Source organism: Streptomyces sp. ME02-8801-2C (genome assembly GCF_033793965.1).
Classification (GTDB): domain Bacteria; phylum Actinomycetota; class Actinomycetes; order Streptomycetales; family Streptomycetaceae; genus Streptomyces.
On sequence record NZ_JARAXP010000007.1, the window covers coordinates 218066 to 237379 of the forward strand.

Genomic DNA, 19314 nt, shown 5'->3' on the forward strand with positions numbered 1-19314 from the left:
TCTCGCATCGGCCCAACCGCACGCCACCCCAGGAAGCACGCCATGACCACCACCCAGAGCGCCCCCGCGAAGACGGCGACCCCGTCCACGCTCGCCGCCGGTCCGCGCGTCCAGAACGCGGTCATCAAGTACGGCTTCATCTTCGTCACCGTCACCCTCTTCGCGTACTTCGCGCTGAGCGAGCCGTCCTTCCGCGACTCCGCGACCCTCCTCGACACCCTGCGGTACGTCTCCGTCGCAGCGATCCTCGGCCTCGGTGTCACGCTCACCATGGCCGTCGGCGGGATGGACATGTCGGTCGGCGCGGTCGCCGGGCTCGGCGTGACCGTCGCCGCGAAGACGATGGTCACGTACAACCAGGTCGGCGTCGTCGCGATCGTCGCGGTGATCGTCGCGGGCGCGCTCGCGGGCCTGCTCAACGCCCTGCTCATCGTGGTCCTCAAGATCCCCGACATGCTGGCCACGCTGGGCACCATGTTCGTCATCCAGGGCACCAAACTCATCCTCGTCGACGGCCAGTCGATCACCCCGGGCATGACCCAGTCCGACGGTACGACGGCCCCCGGCAAGTTCACCGAGGGCTTCCTGCGCATCGACCGGGGCACGATCCTCGGCATCCCCGTCTCCGTGGTCATCTTCGGCGCCCTGACCGTCATCGCCTGGGTCTTCCTGGCCCGCACCCGCTGGGGCCGCGTGCTGTACGCGATCGGCGCCAACCCCGAGGCCTCGCGCCTGGCCGGCATCCGCGTGGGCGCGTACCGGGCGCTGGCGTACGTCCTCTCCGGCGTCCTCGCCTCGATCGGCGGGCTGATCCTGGCGGCGCGCATCGGCCAGGGAGACGTCTCCGCGGGCACCTCGCAACTCCTCGAGGCCGTCGCCGTCGCCCTGGTCGGCACGTCCGTCCTGGGCCGGGGGCGCCCGAACGTGTGGGGCACCGCCCTGGGCGCGGTCCTCATCGGCATCATCACCACCGGCCTGACCATCAAGGGCCTGCCCTACTACACGCAGGACGTGGTCGAGGGCGCGGTCCTGATCCTCGCCCTCGTCTTCAGCTTCACCCTGTCCAAGCGCCGCACCGCATAAGGAAGTTCACGATGGGCTACCGCATCCTGGAGCCGGCCGACGTCCCCGCGTACCTGAACGAGCGCGGCCACTGGCCCGACCCGTCGGACATCGAGGTCCGTGAGGTCTCCGACGGCAACATGAACCGCGTGTTCCTCGCCAGGTCCACCGACGGCACCCGCAGCCTCGCCGTCAAGCAGGCCCTGCCCTGGGTCCGGGTGGCGGGCCCGTCCTGGCCGATGAGCCCCGAGCGCGCCGACGCCGAGGCGAGGGCGTACGAGCAGGTCGCGAAGGTGGCCCCGGACAAGATCCCGGCGATCCTCGGGTACGACCCCGAGAACTACGCCCTCGTCATGGAGGACATGTCCGACCTGGAGGTCCTGCGCACCCTCCTCAACGAGGGCGCGTCGTACGGCCCGAACACCTCCGCCCGCATCGGCGAGTTCGTCGCCCAACTGACGTTCGCCACCAGCGACTTCGGCATGGCGTCGGCGGACCGAAAGGCGCTGCTTGCGGCCTCGGTGAGCCCGGAACTGTGCAAGATCACTGAAGACGTGGTCCTGTCCGAGCCATACATCGAGCACGAACACAACCACTGGCACGAGGACTTGGACGACCTGGCGGCGGAGTTCCGCGCCGACGCCCGCCTCCGCACCGAGGTCGCCGACCTCCGCCACACCTTCATGACCAGCGCCCAGGCCCTCCTCCACGGCGACCTGCACACCGGCAGCGTCATGGTCGGCGAACGCGAAGGCGCCCCGGTGGTACGGGTCTTCGACCCCGAGTTCTCCTTCGTCGGCCCCATCGGCTACGACCTCGGCCTCTACTGGGCCAACACCCTGGTCTCGGAGGAACGAGCCCGCGCCCTGAACTCCCTGACCGACCACGCCGACCAACTGGCCCTGTCCTGGACGGCGTTCGAGTCCGAGTTCCGCCGCCTCTGGCCGACGCGGGTCGACACCTTCTTCGACGACGCGTACCTGGACCGCTTCCTACGCAGAATCTGGACGGAGTCCGTGGGCTACGCGGGCGCGGAGATCATCCGCAGAATAATAGGCTTCGCCCACCTGACAGACCTGACAACCCTCCCCAACCCGGCAGAGGCATCTCGCCGATCACTACACATCGGCCGCGAACTGATCGTGCACCGCGCGAAGTTGACCAACCCGCACGATGTACGAACGGTAGTGGAAGGCTTTTAGGGGCGCGGGGAACTGCGCGACAAGCCCCCACTCGCCCGCAGACAACACACAACGCAAAGGGGCGGCACCCATAACCAGGAGCCGCCCCAAAACACGCCCTACCCCTACTTCTTGTCCAACAAATCCTGCACCTTGGACCGAACCTCGTCCGAATCCAGCCCCCGAATGGTCAACGTAGTCCGACGCCGCAGCACATCGTCCGCAGTCTCAGCCCACTCGTTGTCCCGCGCATAAACCACCTGCGCCCAGATCTCCGGCGCATCCGCATGCACCCGCTCACCCAACTCGGGGTTCTCATTGGCGAGCCGCGCGATGTCGAACGCCAGCGACCCGTAGTGCGTCGCCAGGTGCTTCGCCGTATCGGCGGCCATCCGCGGCCCCGGCGCCGGGTTGTCCACCAACAGCCGGTGCGCGACAGCGCGCGGGTTGGCGACACCAGGAAGCGGCAGGTGCTTCGGCAGGGACGACACGGACTCGAAGTCATCACCCAGGGGACGCCCCGGCAACGTCTCCAGCTTCTCCATGACCGTACGGCCGATGTGCCGGAAGGTCGTCCATTTGCCGCCCGAGACGGACAGCATCCCGCCCCTGCCCTCGGTCACGACCGTCTCCCGCTTGGCCTTGGCCGTGTCACCGGGGCCACCCGGCAGCACGCGCAGACCCGCGAAGGAGTACGTGATCAGGTCACGGGAGAGCTGCTGGTCGCGCACGGAGAACGCGGCCTCGTCGAGGATCTGGGCCGTGTCCTTCTCGGTGACCGAGACGTCCGCCGGGTCGCCCTCGAACTGCTCGTCGGTCGTACCGAGAAGCAGCATGTCCTCCCACGGCAGGGCGAACGTGATGCGGTACTTGTCGATCGGCGTGGCCAGCGCGGCCTTCCACGGAGACGTCCGCTTCAGGACCAGGTGCGCGCCCTTCGACAGGCGGATCGAGGGCGCCGCGCCGGCGTCCTCCATCCTGCGCAGGTGGTCGACCCAGGGACCGGTCGCGTTGAGCACGAGCCGGGCGTTGACGCCGAAGTCGTCACCGGAGAGCCGGTCGCGCAGGTCGGCGCCGGTGACCCGGCCCCGGGTGAAGCGCAGACCGGACACCTCGGCGTGGTTGAGCACGACCGCGCCCGCCTCGACGGCCGCACGGACCGTCATCAGCGCCATGCGCGCGTCGTTCATCTGACCGTCGCCGTACACGGCCACGGCCTTGAGGTTCTCGGTACGCAGCTCGGGCACGTCCTGCGCGGCCTTGGCCGGAGACAGCAGGTGCCCGACACCGTCACCGAACGCCGACAGCATGGAGTAGGCGAAGACGCCCGCCCCGAGCTTCGCCGCGCCGTGCGGCCCGCCCTTGTACACGGGGAGGTAGAACGTGAGCGGATTGGCCAGATGGGGAGCCACCTGACGGGACACCGCACGGCGCTCGAAGTGGTTCTCCGCCACCAGCTTCACCGCGCCGGTCTGCAGATAGCGCAGACCGCCGTGGAGAAGCTTCGAAGAGGCGGAGGAGGTGGCGCCGGCGAAGTCGCCGGCGTCGACCAGAGCCACCCGCAGACCGGACTGCGCGGCATGCCAGGCAGTCGAGATGCCGAGGATGCCACCGCCGATCACGAGAAGGTCGTACGTCGCCTTGGAGAGCTGCTCCCGGGTCTCGGCGCGGCTCGGGTTGACGCCGAAGGCCGGGTGCGTACCGAGGGCAGGCACGGACTGCAGGGTGGACTGGCTGGTCATGTGTTTCTTACTCCTCGACAGAGCTGTCTTCGAGCCAGCCCATGGACCGCTCGACGGCCTTGAGCCAGCTCTTGTACTCACGGTCGCGCTTTGCCGCGTCCATGTTGGGGGTCCACTCGGCGGCCCGGCGCCAGTTGGCGCGCAGGTCGTCGGTGCTGGTCCAGAAGCCGACGGCGAGACCGGCGGCGTAGGCGGCACCGAGGCAGGTCGTCTCGGCGACCATCGGGCGCACGACGGGTGCGTCCAGGAAGTCCGAGAGGGTCTGCATCAGCAGGTTGTTGGAGGTCATGCCGCCGTCGACCTTGAGGGCAGCGAGCTCGACGCCCGAGTCCTTGGTCATGGCGTCGGTGATCTCACGGGTCTGCCAGGCGGTCGCCTCGAGGACGGCACGCGCGAGGTGCGCCTTGGTGACGTACCGGGTCAGACCGGCGATCACACCGCGGGCGTCGGAACGCCAGTACGGGGCGAACAGACCGGAGAAGGCCGGCACGAAGTAGGCGCCGCCGTTGTCCTCGACCGAGGACGCGAGCGTCTCGATCTCGGCGGCGGTGGAGATCAGGCCCATCTGGTCGCGCATCCACTGCACCAGCGAACCGGTGACCGCGATCGAGCCCTCCAGGGCGTAGACCGGGGCCTGGTCGCCGATGCGGTAGCCGACGGTGGTCAGCAGACCGGAGTACGAGTTGATGATCTTGTCGCCGGTGTTCATCAGCATGAACGTGCCGGTGCCGTACGTCGACTTGGCCTCGCCCTCGGCGAAACAGGTCTGGCCGAACAGCGCCGCCTGCTGGTCGCCGAGCGCGGAGGCGACCGGGATGCCGCCGAGCAGTTCGCCGAGCGAGCCGCCCGTGACCTCGCCGTAGACCTCGGCGGAGGAACGGATCTCCGGGAGCATCGACAGCGGGACGCCGATCGACTCGGCGATCTTCGGGTCCCACTCCAGGGTGTGCAGGTTCATCAGGAGGGTGCGGGAGGCGTTGGTGACGTCGGTGACGTGGTGACCGCCGTTGACACCGCCCGTCAGGTTCCAGATGACCCAGCTGTCCATGGTGCCGAAGAGGATGTCCCCGGCCTCGGCGCGCTCGCGCAGGCCCTCGACGTTGTCGAGCAGCCAGCGGGCCTTGGGGCCGGCGAAGTAGGAGGCCAGCGGCAGGCCGGTCTCACGGCGGAAACGATCCTGCCCGACATTGCGGCCGAGCTCCTTGCAGAGCGTGTCCGTACGGGTGTCCTGCCAGACGATGGCGTTGTGGACGGGCTCACCGGTGTTCTTGTCCCACAGCAGCGTCGTCTCACGCTGGTTGGTGATGCCGATGGCCTTGATGTCGTCGCGGGTGATGCCGGCCTTCTGGATGGCTCCGGCAACGACTTCCTGGACGTTGGTCCAGATCTCGTTGGCGTTGTGCTCGACCCAGCCCGGCTTCGGGAAGATCTGCTCGTGCTCCTTCTGGTCGACGGAGACGATCCGGCCGTCCCGGTCGAAGACGATGCAGCGGCTGGAGGTGGTGCCCTGGTCGATGGCCGCGATGAACGGGCCGGCGGTGTGCGCGTCGTCGGTCACTGTGTGCTCCTGAGAGGTCCGTGGGTGAGGGGCTGGCTTACGGCGATGTTGCTCGAGGCTGCGGCCGCCGCGCTGACTGTGCTGGCTGCTCTAAGCAAAAGCGACGTTGTAGATGCCTGCAGCGATCGCGCCGCCGATCAGCGGACCGACCACCGGGACCCACGCGTAGGACCAGTCGGAGCCGCCCTTGTTGGGCAGAGGCAGAAGGGCGTGCACGATGCGCGGACCGAGGTCACGGGCCGGGTTGATCGCGTATCCGGTCGGGCCACCGAGGGACAGACCGATGGAGACCACGACGAGCGAGGTGATCAGGGCGCCCAGGACACCGAGACCCTTGCCGCTGTCGTTGAGGCCCTGGGTGAGGATGGCGAGCACCAGCACGATCGTGCCGATGACCTCCGTGGCGACGTTCTGCCAGGCGACGCGGACCTCGGGGCCGGTGGAGAAGATGCCGAGGACCGGACCGGCCCCCTTCTCCTGTGCCTCGACGGACTTCGCCGTCGGGGTGCCGACGATCTCCTTGTCGGTCAGGTGGGCGAGGAACTGGCCGTAGTAGGCGATCCAGACCAGGGTCGCACCGATCATGGCGCCGAGCAGCTGCCCGCCCCAGTAGATCGGGACGTCGCTCCAGTCGATGCCGTCCTTCTTGAGCGCGAGCGCGAGAGTCACGGCCGGGTTGAGGTGGGCGCCGGAGAGCGGCGCCGAGGTGTAGACGGCCGTCAGAACGGCGAAACCCCACCCGAAGGTGATGGCGAGCCAGCCGGCGTTGCGGGCCTTGGAGGCCTTCAGCGTGACGGCGGCGCACACGCCGCCGCCGAGCAGGATGAGTATGGCGGTACCGATGGTCTCGCCGATGAAGATGTCGGAGCTGGACACCCGCGACTCCTTTGTCCTTCGTCCAGGGGGAGAGCTGCCGGCCCTTGGCGTTGTCACACTCTAACGCCTATTGCCGGTCGGTGTTCGACAATGTCGACCGATGGACGGGAGTCTTGCTCCGGAGTTACGGGCACGTCAAGAGCTCTGTAATCGAAAGCGCGATCGTTATTGATTGCTGTGAGCTATCGATCTTGAGTGCGATCCCCCGGCCGGTCGCGAACCGCGTCCGCCCGCACACGCCGCGCACACGAAAAGACCGGAACATCCAGGATGTCCCGGTCCGCTTCCGTAGGAAGTGCCAGATTTTGTACGAAGGTTCAGAACCGCCCGGCGCCCAGGTCCCGCGACACCGCGCGGGCGCAGTCCCGCACCGCCGCGATCAGCTCCGGACGCAGCTCGCCCTCCCGGCAGAGCCGTTCCACGGCGCCGGTCACGGCCACCGCGCCGACCGGCATCCGCCGACGGTCGTGGATGGGGGCGGCGATCGACGCGACGCCCTCCCAGGTCTCCTCGACGTCGGCCGCGTACCCGCGCGCGCGGGTGAGGTCCAGGACGCCCTCGAAGCCCTCCAGGTCGCTGATCGTCCGGTCGGTGAACGACTGGCGCTCGGCCTCCAGGACCTCGCTGTGCGCGACCGGGTCGTAGGCCGACAGGACCTTGCCGAGGGCCGTGGAATGCAGGGGCTGCATGGCCCCGACCTCCAGCACCTGCCGGCTGTCGTCGGGGCGGAAGACGTGGTGCACGATCAGCACGCCCCGCTGGTGCAGGACGCCCAGATGGACGCTCTCGCCGCTGGAGCGGGCCAGGTCGTCGGTCCACACCAGGGCACGCGCGCGCAGCTCGTGGACGTCCAGATAGGTGGTGCCCAGGCGCAGCAGTTCGGCGCCCAGCTGATAGCGCCCGGAGGCGGCCTCCTGCTCGACGAAGCCCTCCTGCTGGAGGGTGCGCAGGATGCCGTGGGCGGTGCCCTTGGCGAGGCCGAGGGACGAGGCGATGTCCGAGAGGCCGAGCCGACGCTCGCCGCCCGCGAGGAGCCGCAGCATCGCCGCCGCCCGTTCGAGCGACTGGATGTTCCGTGCCATCGCCGTCCTGCCTCCGTCCCTCGACCGCCCGCATCCGGCGTTCGCTGCCGCCGTTCGGCAATGTCGAACACTACCGGTCCATGTCGACCGCCCGCCAATGGCTGGTCGTCACCTGTTACATCCCGCGTACATCCGGGTGGATGCCGGGCATACACCCGGTGGCTTTCGGCCACGACACGCGCGACACGTACGTCCGTCCCGTGGACGCCCTGACCATACGGCCCCGCACCGGGCTACCCTGGCCGGGTGCGCCTTCCCTCAAGAAGCCGCAAAGCCGACAGCCGTCGCACTCCAGGGAGCCCATACATGGCCGCCTCGTCGTCCGCCCCTTCCTCCGACAGCAGGACCCGTGCGTCCGCCCTCCGGGACGCACTCGCCACCCGGGTGGTGGTGGCCGACGGTGCGATGGGCACCATGCTCCAGGCGCAGGACCCGACGCTGGAGGACTTCCAGCAGCTGGAAGGCTGCAACGAGGTCCTCAACATCACCCGCCCCGACATCGTCCGCTCCGTCCACGAGGCGTACTTCTCCGTGGGCGTCGACTGCGTCGAGACCAACACCTTCGGCGCGAACTTCGCCGCGCTCGCCGAGTACGACATCGCCGACCGCAACTTCGAGCTGTCGGAGGCCGGCGCCCGCATCGCTCGCGAGGTCGCCGACGAGTTCACCGCTTCCACCGGCGAGCAGCGCTGGGTCCTGGGATCCATGGGGCCCGGCACCAAGCTGCCCACGCTCGGCCACATCACCTACGCGAAGATCCGGGACGCCTACCAGATCAACGCCGAGGGCCTGCTCTCCGGCGGCGCCGACGCGCTGCTCGTCGAGACCACCCAGGACCTCCTGCAGACCAAGTCCTCCATCATCGGAGCCCGCCGCGCCATGGAGGCGCTGGGCCTCAGCGTTCCGCTGATCTGCTCCGTCACCGTCGAGACCACCGGCACGATGCTGCTCGGCTCGGAGATCGGCGCCGCGCTGACCGCGCTGGAGCCGCTGGGCATCGACATGATCGGCCTGAACTGCGCCACGGGCCCCGCCGAGATGAGCGAGCACCTCCGCTACCTCGCGCGCAACGCCCGCATCCCGCTGTCGTGCATGCCCAACGCCGGTCTGCCGGTGCTGACCAAGGATGGCGCGCACTATCCGCTGGGCGCACCGGAGCTCGCCGACGCCCAGGAGAACTTCGTCCGCGAATACGGCCTCTCACTGGTCGGCGGCTGCTGCGGCACGACCCCCGAGCACCTGCGCCAGGTCGTGGAGCGGGTCCGAGGCACGGCCGTAACCGAGCGAACCCCCCAGCCCGAGCCCGGCGCCGCCTCCCTCTACCAAACGGTCCCGTTCCGCCAGGACACCGCGTACATGGCGATCGGTGAGCGCACCAACGCCAACGGTTCCAAGAAGTTCCGCGAGGCCATGCTGGACGCCCGCTGGGACGACTGCGTCGAGATGGCCCGCGACCAGATCCGCGAGGGCGCGCACATGCTCGACCTCTGCGTGGACTACGTGGGCCGCGACGGCGTCGCCGACATGCAGGAGCTCGCCGGCCGTTTCGCCACCGCCTCCACCCTGCCGATCGTCCTGGACTCCACCGAGGTTCCCGTCCTCCAGGCGGGCCTGGAGAAGCTCGGCGGCCGTGCCGTCATCAACTCGGTGAACTACGAGGACGGCGACGGGCCGGAGTCCCGGTTCGCGAAAGTCACCCGACTGGCCCAGGAGCACGGTGCCGCGCTCATCGCGCTCACCATCGACGAAGAGGGCCAGGCCCGTACCGTCGACCACAAGGTCGCCATCGCCGAACGCCTGATCGAGGACCTGACGTCGAACTGGGGCATCCACGAGTCGGACATCCTCATCGACACCCTCACCTTCACGATCTGTACCGGCCAGGAGGAGTCCCGCAAGGACGGCATCGCCACGATCGAGGCGATCCGCGAGCTCAAGCGCCGCCACCCGGACGTCCAGACCACCCTCGGCCTGTCGAACATCTCCTTCGGTCTGAACCCGGCCGCCCGCGTCCTGCTGAATTCGGTGTTCCTGGACGAGTGCGTCAAGGCCGGTCTGGACTCGGCGATCGTGCACGCGTCGAAGATCCTGCCGATCGCCCGCTTCGACGAGGAGCAGGTGACCACCGCCCTCGACCTCATCTACGACCGCCGTGCGGAGGACTACGACCCGCTGCAGAAGCTGATGGCCCTCTTCGAGGGCGTCAACACCAAGTCGATGAAGGACGGCCGCGCCGAGGAACTCCTCGCCCTGCCCCTGGACGAGCGACTGCAGCGCCGCATCATCGACGGTGAGAAGAACGGCCTGGAGACCGACCTCGACGAGGCCCTCCAGACCCGCCCGGCCCTCGACATCGTCAACGACACCCTCCTGGAGGGCATGAAGGTCGTCGGCGAGCTCTTCGGCTCCGGCCAGATGCAGCTGCCGTTCGTCCTTCAGTCGGCCGAGGTCATGAAGACGGCCGTCGCCTACCTCGAACCCCACATGGAGAAGACGGACGACGACGGCAAGGGCACGATCGTGCTGGCCACCGTGCGCGGTGACGTCCATGACATCGGCAAGAACCTCGTCGACATCATCCTCACCAACAACGGCTACAACGTCGTCAACATCGGTATCAAGCAGCCGGTTTCCGCGATCCTCGAGGCCGCGCAGGAGCACAAGGCCGATGTGATCGGCATGTCGGGCCTGCTGGTCAAGTCCACGGTGATCATGAAGGAGAACCTCCAGGAGCTCAACCAGCGCAAGCTGGCCGCCGACTACCCCGTCATCCTCGGCGGCGCCGCCCTGACCCGGGCGTATGTGGAGCAGGACCTGCACGAGATCTACGAGGGCGAGGTCCGCTACGCCCGTGACGCGTTCGAGGGCCTGCGGCTGATGGACGCGTTGATCGGCGTCAAGCGCGGGGTGCCGGGGGCGAAGCTGCCGGAGCTGAAGCAGCGCCGGGTGCGGGCGAGCGCCGCCGACACGGTGGTGGAGGAGCGGCCCGAGGAAGGGCACGTCCGCTCCGACGTCGCCATCGACAACCCCGTCCCCACCCCGCCCTTCTGGGACACCCGCGTCATCAAGGGCATCCAGCTCAAGGAGTACGCGAGCTGGCTCGACGAGGGCGCCCTCTTCAAGGGCCAGTGGGGTCTCAAGCAGGCCCGCACCGGCGACGGCCCCACCTACGAGGAGCTGGCCGAGACGGAGGGCCGCCCCCGCCTGCGCGGCCTCCTGGACAAACTCCAGACGGAGTCGCTGCTGGAGGCGGCCGTCGTCTACGGCTACTTCCCGTGCGTCTCCAAGGACGACGACCTGATCATCCTCGACGACCAGGGCAACGAACGTACGCGTTTCACGTTCCCGCGTCAGCGTCGTGGCCGCCGGCTGTGCCTGGCCGACTTCTTCCGCCCTGAGGAGTCCGGGGAGACGGATGTCGTGGGCCTTCAGGTGGTCACCGTCGGCAACCGGATCGGGGAGGAGACCGCCAAGCTCTTCGAGGCGAACTCCTACCGCGACTACCTCGAACTGCACGGCCTGTCCGTCCAGTTGGCCGAGGCGCTCGCCGAGTACTGGCACGCACGCGTCCGCTCCGAACTCGGCTTCGCCGGCGAGGACCCCACCGACGTCGAAGACATGTTCGCCCTCAAGTACCGGGGCGCCCGTTTCTCCCTCGGCTACGGCGCCTGCCCCGACCTCGAGGACCGTGCCAAGATCGCCGACCTCCTCCAGCCCGAGCGCATCGGCGTCCACCTCTCCGAGGAGTTCCAGCTCCACCCCGAGCAGTCCACCGACGCCATCGTCATCCACCACCCGGAGGCGAAGTACTTCAACGCGCGCTGAGTCCTACCGCGCACGTTGATCGGACAAGACGTACACTTGACGGTCCATCGCAGGCCGGTTGCCCTCTGTGCACTCAGGGGCAACCGGCCTGATCGTCCCTCAAGGAGGTGCGCCAGGATGACCAGCACGGTCCCCGCGCTCGGAACCCGTACGGCCGAAGGCTCAGCACTGCAGGCCGTTCTCCTCGACATGGACGGCACCCTGGTGGACACCGAGGGCTTCTGGTGGGACGTCGAGGTCGAGATCTTCGCCGGTCTCGGCCACACCCTCGACGACTCCTGGCGGCATGTCGTGGTCGGCGGCCCGATGACCCGCAGCGCCGGGTTCCTCATCGAGGCCACCGGCGCCGACATCACGTTCGACGAACTGTCGGTGCTGCTCAACGAGGGTTTCGAGGACCGTATCGCCAGGGCCCTGCCCCTGATGCCGGGCGCGGCCCGCCTTCTCGCCGAGCTCTCCGCCCACGAGATCCCCACCGCCCTGGTCTCCGCCTCGCACCGCCGGATCATCGACCGCGTCCTGGCCTCCCTGGGCCCGCAGCACTTCGCCCTGAGCATCGCCGGGGACGAGGTGGAGCGTACGAAGCCCTTCCCCGACCCCTATCTGATCGCGGCCGCCGGACTCGGCGTCGACACGGTGAGATGTGCCGTCGTGGAGGACACAGCGACCGGTGTCGCGGCCGCCGAGGCCGCGGGCTGCCACGTCGTGGCCGTACCGTCCGTCGCGCCCATCGCCCCCGGCGCGCGCCGCACCGTCGTGACCTCGCTGGAAGAGGTCGACCTGCCATTTCTGCGCGGGCTGATGACGTACGACCGATGACGGAAATGCACTGAAGCGTTTACCGAGTGTGCCCGATTCGAATGCGGGATAACGCGCGGATGAACGGGCGGGCCGACAAATGAGAATTGCGTGCCCTCCGTCGATCCCCACCGCCTCCACCCGCGAGCGAATTCAGCTGAGTGCCCGCACTCGGAATATGTGAGCTTCGCCACGCGACAGGGGCTCGGCTGTGGGCGGGTGGCGTCTACACGCACCCTATTGGCAGCGTCTCCTCGTGACCTTGTGTCCCGATTGGGGAGAGCCTGCGCGGAATCCTTCCCGTGGCGGTTTTTCGTTGCGTCCACGCCCGGTTTCGCAGCGTGATGAGCGCTCAACTCCGGCTGCATGCGGGCCTTCCCGCGGTCCGGACTAATCTCGTCGGGAGAACATCGACGCAATCCCTCACCCGCGCGCACCACCCCACGCACGCCGGGTCCCCTGGGATCGACAGCCTGGAGAACCCGAGCATGAACCGCAAGACCTTGGTGCTGCCGACGGTGGTCGGCCTGCTGGCCCCGGTGCTCGCCGCCTGCGGTGGCGTCGACGGCGGGGGCAGCAGCGGCGACGCGATCGTCGTCGGCACCACGGACCGGTTCACCGCCACGAAGGCAGCCCCGGCGCCCATCGACCCGGCCTACGCCTATGACGTCGGCACCTGGAACATCCTGCGCCAGACCGTACAGACCCTGATGGTCCAGCCGCGCGGCGACGGCGAACCGGTGCCCGAGGCCGCCGAGAAGTGCGGCTTCACGGACAGCGGCAACGAGCGCTACGTCTGCACCCTGCGCAAGGGCCTCGAGTTCTCCAACGGCGACGCCGTGAAGGCGTCCGACGTGAAGTTCTCCATCGACCGGGCCCTGCGGATCCAGGCCGACAGCGGTGTGTTCGCCCTGCTGTCCACCATCGACACCGTCGAGACCCAGGGCGACCGCGAGGTCATCTTCCACCTCAAGACCGCCGACGCCACCTTCCCGTTCAAGCTGTCCACCCCGGTCGCCGGCATCGTCAACCCGGCCGACTACGACAAGGACAAGCTGCGCGACGGCTTCGACGTCGACGGCTCCGGCCCGTACACGCTCAAGGCCGAGGTGAAGAACGACGAACTCGTCAACGCCGTCTTCACCAAGAACAGCCGCTACAAAGGGCAGTTGACGCCGAAGAACGACAAGGTCGAACTGCGTTCCTTCGCGGACGCCGACGAGATGGGCACCGCGCTTTCCAAGGGCGACATCGACCTGATGACCCGCACGATGTCTCCCGAGCAGATCAGAAAGCTCGACGGCGACTCGACCGGCGACATCGACCTCGTCGAGATGCCCGGCCTGGAAATCCGCTACCTCGGCTTCAACACCAACGCCCCGACGGTGAAGACCAAAGCCGTCCGCCAGGCGATGGCCCAGATCATCAACCGCGCCGAACTCGTGGCCAAGGTGTACGGCGACGAGGCCCAGCCGCTCTTCTCGCTGGTCCCGGCCACGATCACCGGCCACTCGAACTCCTTCTTCAACAAGTACGGCGAGCCGAGCGACATCAAGGCCAAAGCCCTGATGGAGAACGCCGGAATCACCACGCCGGTGAAACTGACCCTGCACTACACCACCGACCACTACGGGTCGGCGACCAAGCAGGAGTTCGAGGAACTGCAGAAGCAGCTCAACGGCAGCGGGTTGTTCGACGTCACCATCCAGGGCGCCCCCTGGGACACCTTCCGCCCGGCCGAGAAGAAGGGCAAGTACGACGTCTACGGCATGGGCTGGTTCCCGGACTTCCCCGACGCCGACAACTACCTCGCCCCGTTCCTCGACAAGGACAACTTCCTCAGCCTGCCGTACGCCAACGCCAAGATCCGCGGCAGCCTGATCCCGCAGTCCCGCCGTGAGGCCGACCGCCTCACCGCCATCACGAGCCTCACCGACATCCAGAACATCGTGGCCGACGACGTACCCGTACTGCCGCTGTGGCAGGGCAACCAGTACATCGCCGCCCGCGACGGCATCACCGGCGCCGAGTGGGCCCTCAACTCCTCCTCGACGCTCCAGCTCTGGGAGCTCGGCCGCGGCGCGAGCAGCTGACCAGCACGCCCGCCCGAAGCACACGTCCCGACCCGGGGCTGGGACGGTCCCGGGTATCCAAGACCCGACGACAAGGCACTTCGACGTGAACCTGCGCAACCAGTGGCCGGTCCTGCCCATCGTGGCGGGGCTGGCCTCCGGCCTGCTGACCGCATGCGGATCGGAGAACGGCGGCACGGGGGCCGACGGCTCCACCGTGGTGATAGGGATGTCCGACGACGTCCTGGCCACCGACCCGGCCTCCGGCTACGACCCGGGCTCCTGGCTGTTGTTCAACAACGTGTTCCAGTCGTTGCTGAGCTTCCCCAACGGTGGCACCGAACCGCAGCCCGAGGCCGCCAAGGAGTGCGCCTTCAGCGACACGCAGACCAAGGTGTACAAGTGCACCCTGCGCGACGGCCTGAAGTTCAGCAACGGCGACGCGCTCACCTCGGAGGACGTCAAGTTCTCCTTCGACCGCATGCTGAAGATCAACGACGCCGCGGGTCCCGCGATCATGTTCCCGATGCTCGGCTCGGTGGACACCCCGAACGAGAAGACCGTCGTCTTCAACCTCAAGGTGCCCGACGCCACCTTCCCCAGCAAACTCGCCTCCGGCGCCGGCTCGATCGTCGACCACAGCCAGTACGAGGAGGACGGCCTGCGCAAGGACGGCGAAGCCGTCGGCTCCGGCCCCTACAAGCTCGACTCGTTCGACGAGGACAGCGCGGTCTTCTCCGTCAACCCGAACTACAAGGGCACCGCCGAGGTCCGCAACTCGGGCGTCACCCTCAAGTTCTTCCACGGCGACCAGACCGAGCTGAAGCAGGCCATCGTCGACAAGGACATCGACATCGCCTACCGAGGCCTCAAGGCCGGCGACATAGCCGACATCGAGAACGACAACGGCGACGAGGGCATCGACATCATCGAGGGCACCAGCGCCGAGGTCCAGCACCTCGTGTTCAACATGAACGACCCGGTCGCCGGAAAGATCGGCGTACGCAAGGCCATCGCCCACCTCCTCGACCGCGAGTCCCTCGTCAACGAGGTCTACGAGGACACCGCGACCCCCCTCTACTCGATCATCCCGGCCGGCATAGCGGGTCACAACACCGCCTTCTTCGACACCTACGGCGCCCGCCCCTCCAGGGCCAAGGCCCAGGCGGCCCTCCAGGCCGACGGCATCACCGGCAAGGTCAAACTGACCCTCTGGTCGACCCCGTCCCGCTACGGCCCCGCCACCGACGACGAGTTCAAGGCCATCGCCAAGCAGCTCAACGCCAGCGGCCTGTTCGACGCGACCGTCCAGTCCGTGCCCTTCGCGCAGTACGAGAAGGACATCGAGGCAGGCAAGTACGGCGTGTACGTGAAGGGCTGGGTGCCGGACTACCCCGACGCCGACAACTTCACCGCCCCCTTCTTCGGGCAGGGCAACGTCCTCGGCAACAACTACACCAACGGCACCATCACCGACACCCTCATCCCCGGCACCGCCGCCCAGAGCGACCGCTCCGCGACGGACACGGACTTCGCCGAGCTGCAGAACATCGTCGCCAAGGACATCCCCGTCCTCCCCATCTGGCAGGCCAAGCAGTACGCCGTCGCCCGCGAGAACATCTACGGCCTGGAGAACTGCCTCGACGCCTCGACCGTCTTCCGCTTCTGGGAGATCAACAAGGGCTGAGCCCCGCCGCACAGGAACGAGGGCGCCCCTTCCACATCCGGAAGGGGCGCCCTCGCCGTCGTACAGCCGTGGCGTACACACAACTCCGTCGTACGCGCGTCCGGTTACTGTGCGCCGGGACGCACCAGCCCGCTCTCGTACGCGTACACCGCGGCCTGGACCCGGTCGCGCAGTCCCAGCTTCGTCAGCACATGCCCGACATGCGTCTTGACCGTCGTCTCGCTGACGAACAGATCAGCGGCGATCTCCGCATTGCTCAACCCCCGCGCCACCAGCTTCAGCACCTCGACCTCACGCTCGGTCAGCGTGTGCAGGGTGTCCGGCACCGGCTCGTCACCGGAGGGCAGATGCCCCGCGTACTTGTCGAGAAGCCGGCGGGTGATGCTCGGCGCGAGCATCGCCTCGCCCGCCGCCACCACCCGGATCGCCTGCACCAGTTCGTTCGCCGGGGCGTCCTTCAGAAGGAAGCCGCTGGCACCGGCCCGCAGCGCCTCCACCACGTACTCGTCGAGATCGAAGGTCGTCAGCACCAGCACCTTCGCCGGCCCGTCCCGCCCCGGCCCCGTGATCTGCCGGGTCGCCTCCACCCCGTCCATCCGCGGCATCCGGATGTCCATCAGAACCACATCGGGCTGCAGGGCCCGCACCTGGTCGATCGCCTGAAGACCGTCTCCGGCCTCGCCGACGACCGCGATATCCTGCTCGGCCTCCAGAATCATCCGGAACCCCGTACGCAGCAGCGGCTGGTCGTCAACAAGTAGGACGCGGATGGCCACGTAGATCTCCTTCGCTAGTCGACCCCATTCTGCCCTGCGGGGGGCGCAGCCCTCCCCGCCAGGGGCCGCGGGACCGTGTTCATCTGCGGCTCCGCCGCGCGGGCGCGACAAGCCCCCACCGGCCCGCAGTTGAACTACGGCGCACCCGGCGGAGCCACCCGCACGGGCAACGGATACGGCGGGGGAGTCCCCCCGAACTCCGGACACACCGCCTGGTGATCGCACCACCCGCACAACTTCGTCGGCCGGGGCAGCCACACCCCCGTCTCCGTCGCCTCCCGGATCGCCTCCCACAACGCCAGCAACTTCCGCTCCACCCGCTCCAGATCGGCCAGGACCGGGTCGTACGTCAGCACATCCCCACTGCCGAGATACACCAGCTGAAGCCGCCGCGGCACCACGTTCTTCAGCCGCCACACCACCAGCGCGTAGAACTTCATCTGGAACAACGCGCCCTCCGCGTACTCCGGACGCGGCGCCTTCCCCGTCTTGTAGTCGACGATCCGCACCTCGCCCGTGGGCGCCACATCGACCCGGTCGATGATGCCGCGCAGCTTCAGCCCCGAATCCAGCTCCGCCTCGACGAACAGCTCACGCTCGGCGGGCTCCAGCCGTGTCGGGTCCTCCAGCCCGAACCAGCGCTCCACCAGCCGCTCCGCCTCACCCAGCCACCGGGCCAGCCGCTCCCCGTCCGGATCATCCGCGAACAGTTCCACGACCTCCGGCCGCGCCTGACGCAGCCGGTCCCACTGGCCCGGGATCAACGACTTCGCCTGCGGCGCCGTCCGCTCGGCCGCCGGCACATCGAACAGCCGCTCGAGAACCGCGTGCACCAGGGTGCCTCTCGTCGCCGCCTCACTCGGCTTCTCGGGCAACCGGTCGATCACCCGGAACCGGTACAGCAACGGACACTGCATGAAGTCACTGGCCCGCGAGGGCGACAGCGACGCCGGCGCGGAGGGCAGCACGACCGGCGGAACGGACTCGGCGGCACCCTCGGGGCTCATTTCCATGACGACGACCATACGGCCCGCCACTGACAGTGACCTACCCGCGGCAACGCCCCGGCAGCGACGGCCCGGCGAACACAGGGGGTGCCGGGGCGGAACACGGTGCGACGGCCGCATACCATCGACCCGAGACCTTTCCGCCCCGGAGCGGAAAAGGGAGACGCATTCGACAAGGGGACACCGTGGACGAGAGCGGCGGGAGCGGACAGCCGCGCTCCGGCAACGACCAGCCGACCGACCGCCACACCGGCGGCACGGCCCGGACCACCGACCCCGCACACCCCGAACCCACAACCGTGGACACCACGCGCGACGACCGGACCGACCGGGACGACGAGCACACCGAACCCGCGGAACCGGCCGCCGCGGAACCCACGAAGCAGACCGAACCCGACCCCGCCCCCGCGCCCGGCGGCACAGGCACCGCCCCGCGCCTCGCCAAGTCCCGGGCCCCCCGCAAACCCAAGGAACTCCGCGGCGGACTCCTCATGGGACGCCCCTTCGGCGTACCCGTCTACGTCGCCCCCAGCTGGTTCCTCGTCGCCGCCCTCATCACCTGGGTCTTCGGCGGCCAACTCGACCGCGTCCTGCCCGAACTCGGCGCCCTGCGCTACCTGGTCTCCCTCTTCTTCGCGGTCGCCTTCTACGCCTCCGTCCTCGTCCACGAACTCGCCCACACCGTCGCCGCCCTCCGCTTCAAACTCCCGGTACGCCGCATCCAGCTCCAGTTCTTCGGCGGCGTCTCCGAGATCGAGAAGGAATCCGAGACCCCCGGCCGCGAATTCGTCCTCGCCTTCGTCGGCCCCCTCCTCTCCCTGATCCTCGCGGGCGTCTTCTACCTCGCCCTCCAGACCGTCGAACCCGGCACCGTCCCCGGCGTCCTGCTGGCCGGCCTGATGATCTCCAACCTCATCGTCGCCGCCTTCAACCTCCTGCCCGGCCTGCCACTCGACGGCGGCCGTATGCTCCGCGCGATCGTCTGGAAGATCACCGGCAAACCCATGACGGGTACGATCGCCGCCGCCTGGGTCGGCCGCGCCCTCGCCGTCTCCGTCCTCATCGGACTGCCGCTGCTCACCCAGTCCGGCGCCCTCGGCTCCACCGCCGAGGACAGCGTCGGCATGGACACCGTCACCGACGCCCTGCTCGCCGCGATCCTCGCCGCGATCATCTGGACCGGCGCCGGCAACAGCCTCCGCATGGCACGCCTGCGCGAACACCTCCCCGAGCTGCGCGCCCGCAACCTCACCCGCCGCGCCGTCCCCGTCGAGACCAACACCCCCCTCTCGGAGGCCCTGCGCCGCGCCAACGACGCCGGCGCCCGCGCCCTCGTCGTCGTCGACCCCGACGGGGAACCCCTCTCCCTCGTCCGCGAGGCCGCCATCGTCGGCGTACCCGAACACCGCCGCCCCTGGGTCTCCGTCAGCGGCCTCGCCCAGGACCTCACCGACGGCATGCGCGTCTCGGCGGAACTCTCCGGCGAGGAACTCCTCGACGCGCTGCGCGCCACGCCCGCCACCGAATACCTGGTCGTGGAGGAGTCCGGCGAGATCTACGGAGTCCTCTCCGCGGCCGACGTCGAACGCGCCTTCGTCAAGGCGATGGCCCGCCCGAACTAGGGCACGGCCGCAGGCCACCACGGCAC

13 protein-coding genes are annotated in these 19314 nt (G+C 68.6%); 7 read left to right on the forward strand and 6 right to left on the reverse strand.

Translation table 11 applies throughout. From position 1 onward, the window contains the following. Nucleotides 1-42 precede the first annotated feature (42 nt). Both PV396_RS23910 and mtnK read left to right on the forward strand, forming a co-directional pair. Nucleotides 43-1083 carry an ABC transporter permease gene (locus PV396_RS23910; protein ID WP_319207745.1) on the forward strand — a complete coding sequence of 347 codons (1041 nt, stop codon included), beginning with the start codon at nucleotides 43-45 and terminating at the stop codon, nucleotides 1081-1083. An 11-nt stretch (nucleotides 1084-1094) separates the two neighbouring features. Continuing rightward, complete coding sequence (gene mtnK, locus PV396_RS23915) at nucleotides 1095-2264, forward strand: S-methyl-5-thioribose kinase (RefSeq protein ID WP_319207748.1); 1170 nt, start codon at nucleotides 1095-1097, stop codon at nucleotides 2262-2264. A 104-nt stretch (nucleotides 2265-2368) separates the two neighbouring features. Here the strand turns inward: mtnK and PV396_RS23920 are convergent, their stop codons facing one another. From PV396_RS23920 to PV396_RS23935, 4 genes are all read right to left on the reverse strand, one after another. Then, nucleotides 2369-3985 (reverse strand): glycerol-3-phosphate dehydrogenase/oxidase, encoded by a 1617-nt coding sequence (locus PV396_RS23920; protein WP_319207750.1) that lies wholly within the window; start codon nucleotides 3983-3985, stop codon nucleotides 2369-2371. A gap of 7 nt (nucleotides 3986-3992) precedes the next feature. Next, on the reverse strand, nucleotides 3993-5543 hold the full coding sequence (gene glpK, locus PV396_RS23925) for a glycerol kinase GlpK (protein ID WP_319207752.1): 1551 nt from the start codon (nucleotides 5541-5543) through the stop codon (nucleotides 3993-3995). A 90-nt stretch (nucleotides 5544-5633) separates the two neighbouring features. Further along, nucleotides 5634-6419: an MIP/aquaporin family protein gene (locus PV396_RS23930; protein WP_319207754.1), complete on the reverse strand. Its 786-nt coding sequence runs from the start codon at nucleotides 6417-6419 to the stop codon at nucleotides 5634-5636. Nucleotides 6420-6736: 317 nt separating this feature from the next. Further along, entirely contained in the window at nucleotides 6737-7501 is a 765-nt protein-coding gene (locus PV396_RS23935) for an IclR family transcriptional regulator (protein WP_319207757.1), read from the reverse strand. A 306-nt stretch (nucleotides 7502-7807) separates the two neighbouring features. Here PV396_RS23935 and metH point away from each other — a divergent pair, with 306 nt between their 5' ends. From metH to PV396_RS23955, 4 genes are all read left to right on the forward strand, one after another. After that, nucleotides 7808-11326: a methionine synthase gene (gene metH, locus PV396_RS23940; RefSeq protein WP_319207759.1), complete on the forward strand. Its 3519-nt coding sequence runs from the start codon at nucleotides 7808-7810 to the stop codon at nucleotides 11324-11326. Between the two features lie 117 nt (nucleotides 11327-11443). Next, the gene (locus PV396_RS23945) at nucleotides 11444-12145 is read left to right on the forward strand and encodes an HAD family phosphatase (RefSeq protein WP_319207760.1); all 702 of its coding nucleotides are present in this window, start codon (nucleotides 11444-11446) and stop codon (nucleotides 12143-12145) included. A gap of 467 nt (nucleotides 12146-12612) precedes the next feature. Further along, complete coding sequence (locus tag PV396_RS23950) at nucleotides 12613-14217, forward strand: ABC transporter substrate-binding protein (RefSeq protein WP_319207762.1); 1605 nt, start codon at nucleotides 12613-12615, stop codon at nucleotides 14215-14217. Between the two features lie 85 nt (nucleotides 14218-14302). After that, a complete protein-coding gene (locus tag PV396_RS23955; protein ID WP_319207764.1) occupies nucleotides 14303-15883 on the forward strand; it encodes an ABC transporter substrate-binding protein in 1581 nt (526 codons plus the stop codon). Between the two features lie 104 nt (nucleotides 15884-15987). On the opposite strand, the gene PV396_RS23960 is transcribed toward PV396_RS23955, so the two are convergent. Together PV396_RS23960 and PV396_RS23965 are read right to left on the reverse strand one after the other, a co-directional pair. Then, on the reverse strand, nucleotides 15988-16659 hold the full coding sequence (locus tag PV396_RS23960; RefSeq protein WP_107019862.1) for a response regulator: 672 nt from the start codon (nucleotides 16657-16659) through the stop codon (nucleotides 15988-15990). 134 nt (nucleotides 16660-16793) lie between these two features. Beyond that, a complete protein-coding gene (locus PV396_RS23965) occupies nucleotides 16794-17672 on the reverse strand; it encodes a PD-(D/E)XK nuclease family protein (protein ID WP_319207769.1) in 879 nt (292 codons plus the stop codon). A 179-nt stretch (nucleotides 17673-17851) separates the two neighbouring features. On the opposite strand from PV396_RS23965, the gene PV396_RS23970 reads away from it, so the two are divergent. Then, nucleotides 17852-19288, forward strand: a complete 1437-nt coding sequence (locus tag PV396_RS23970; RefSeq protein ID WP_319207771.1) for a site-2 protease family protein — start codon at nucleotides 17852-17854, stop codon at nucleotides 19286-19288. The last annotated feature ends 26 nt before the right edge of the window (nucleotides 19289-19314 follow it).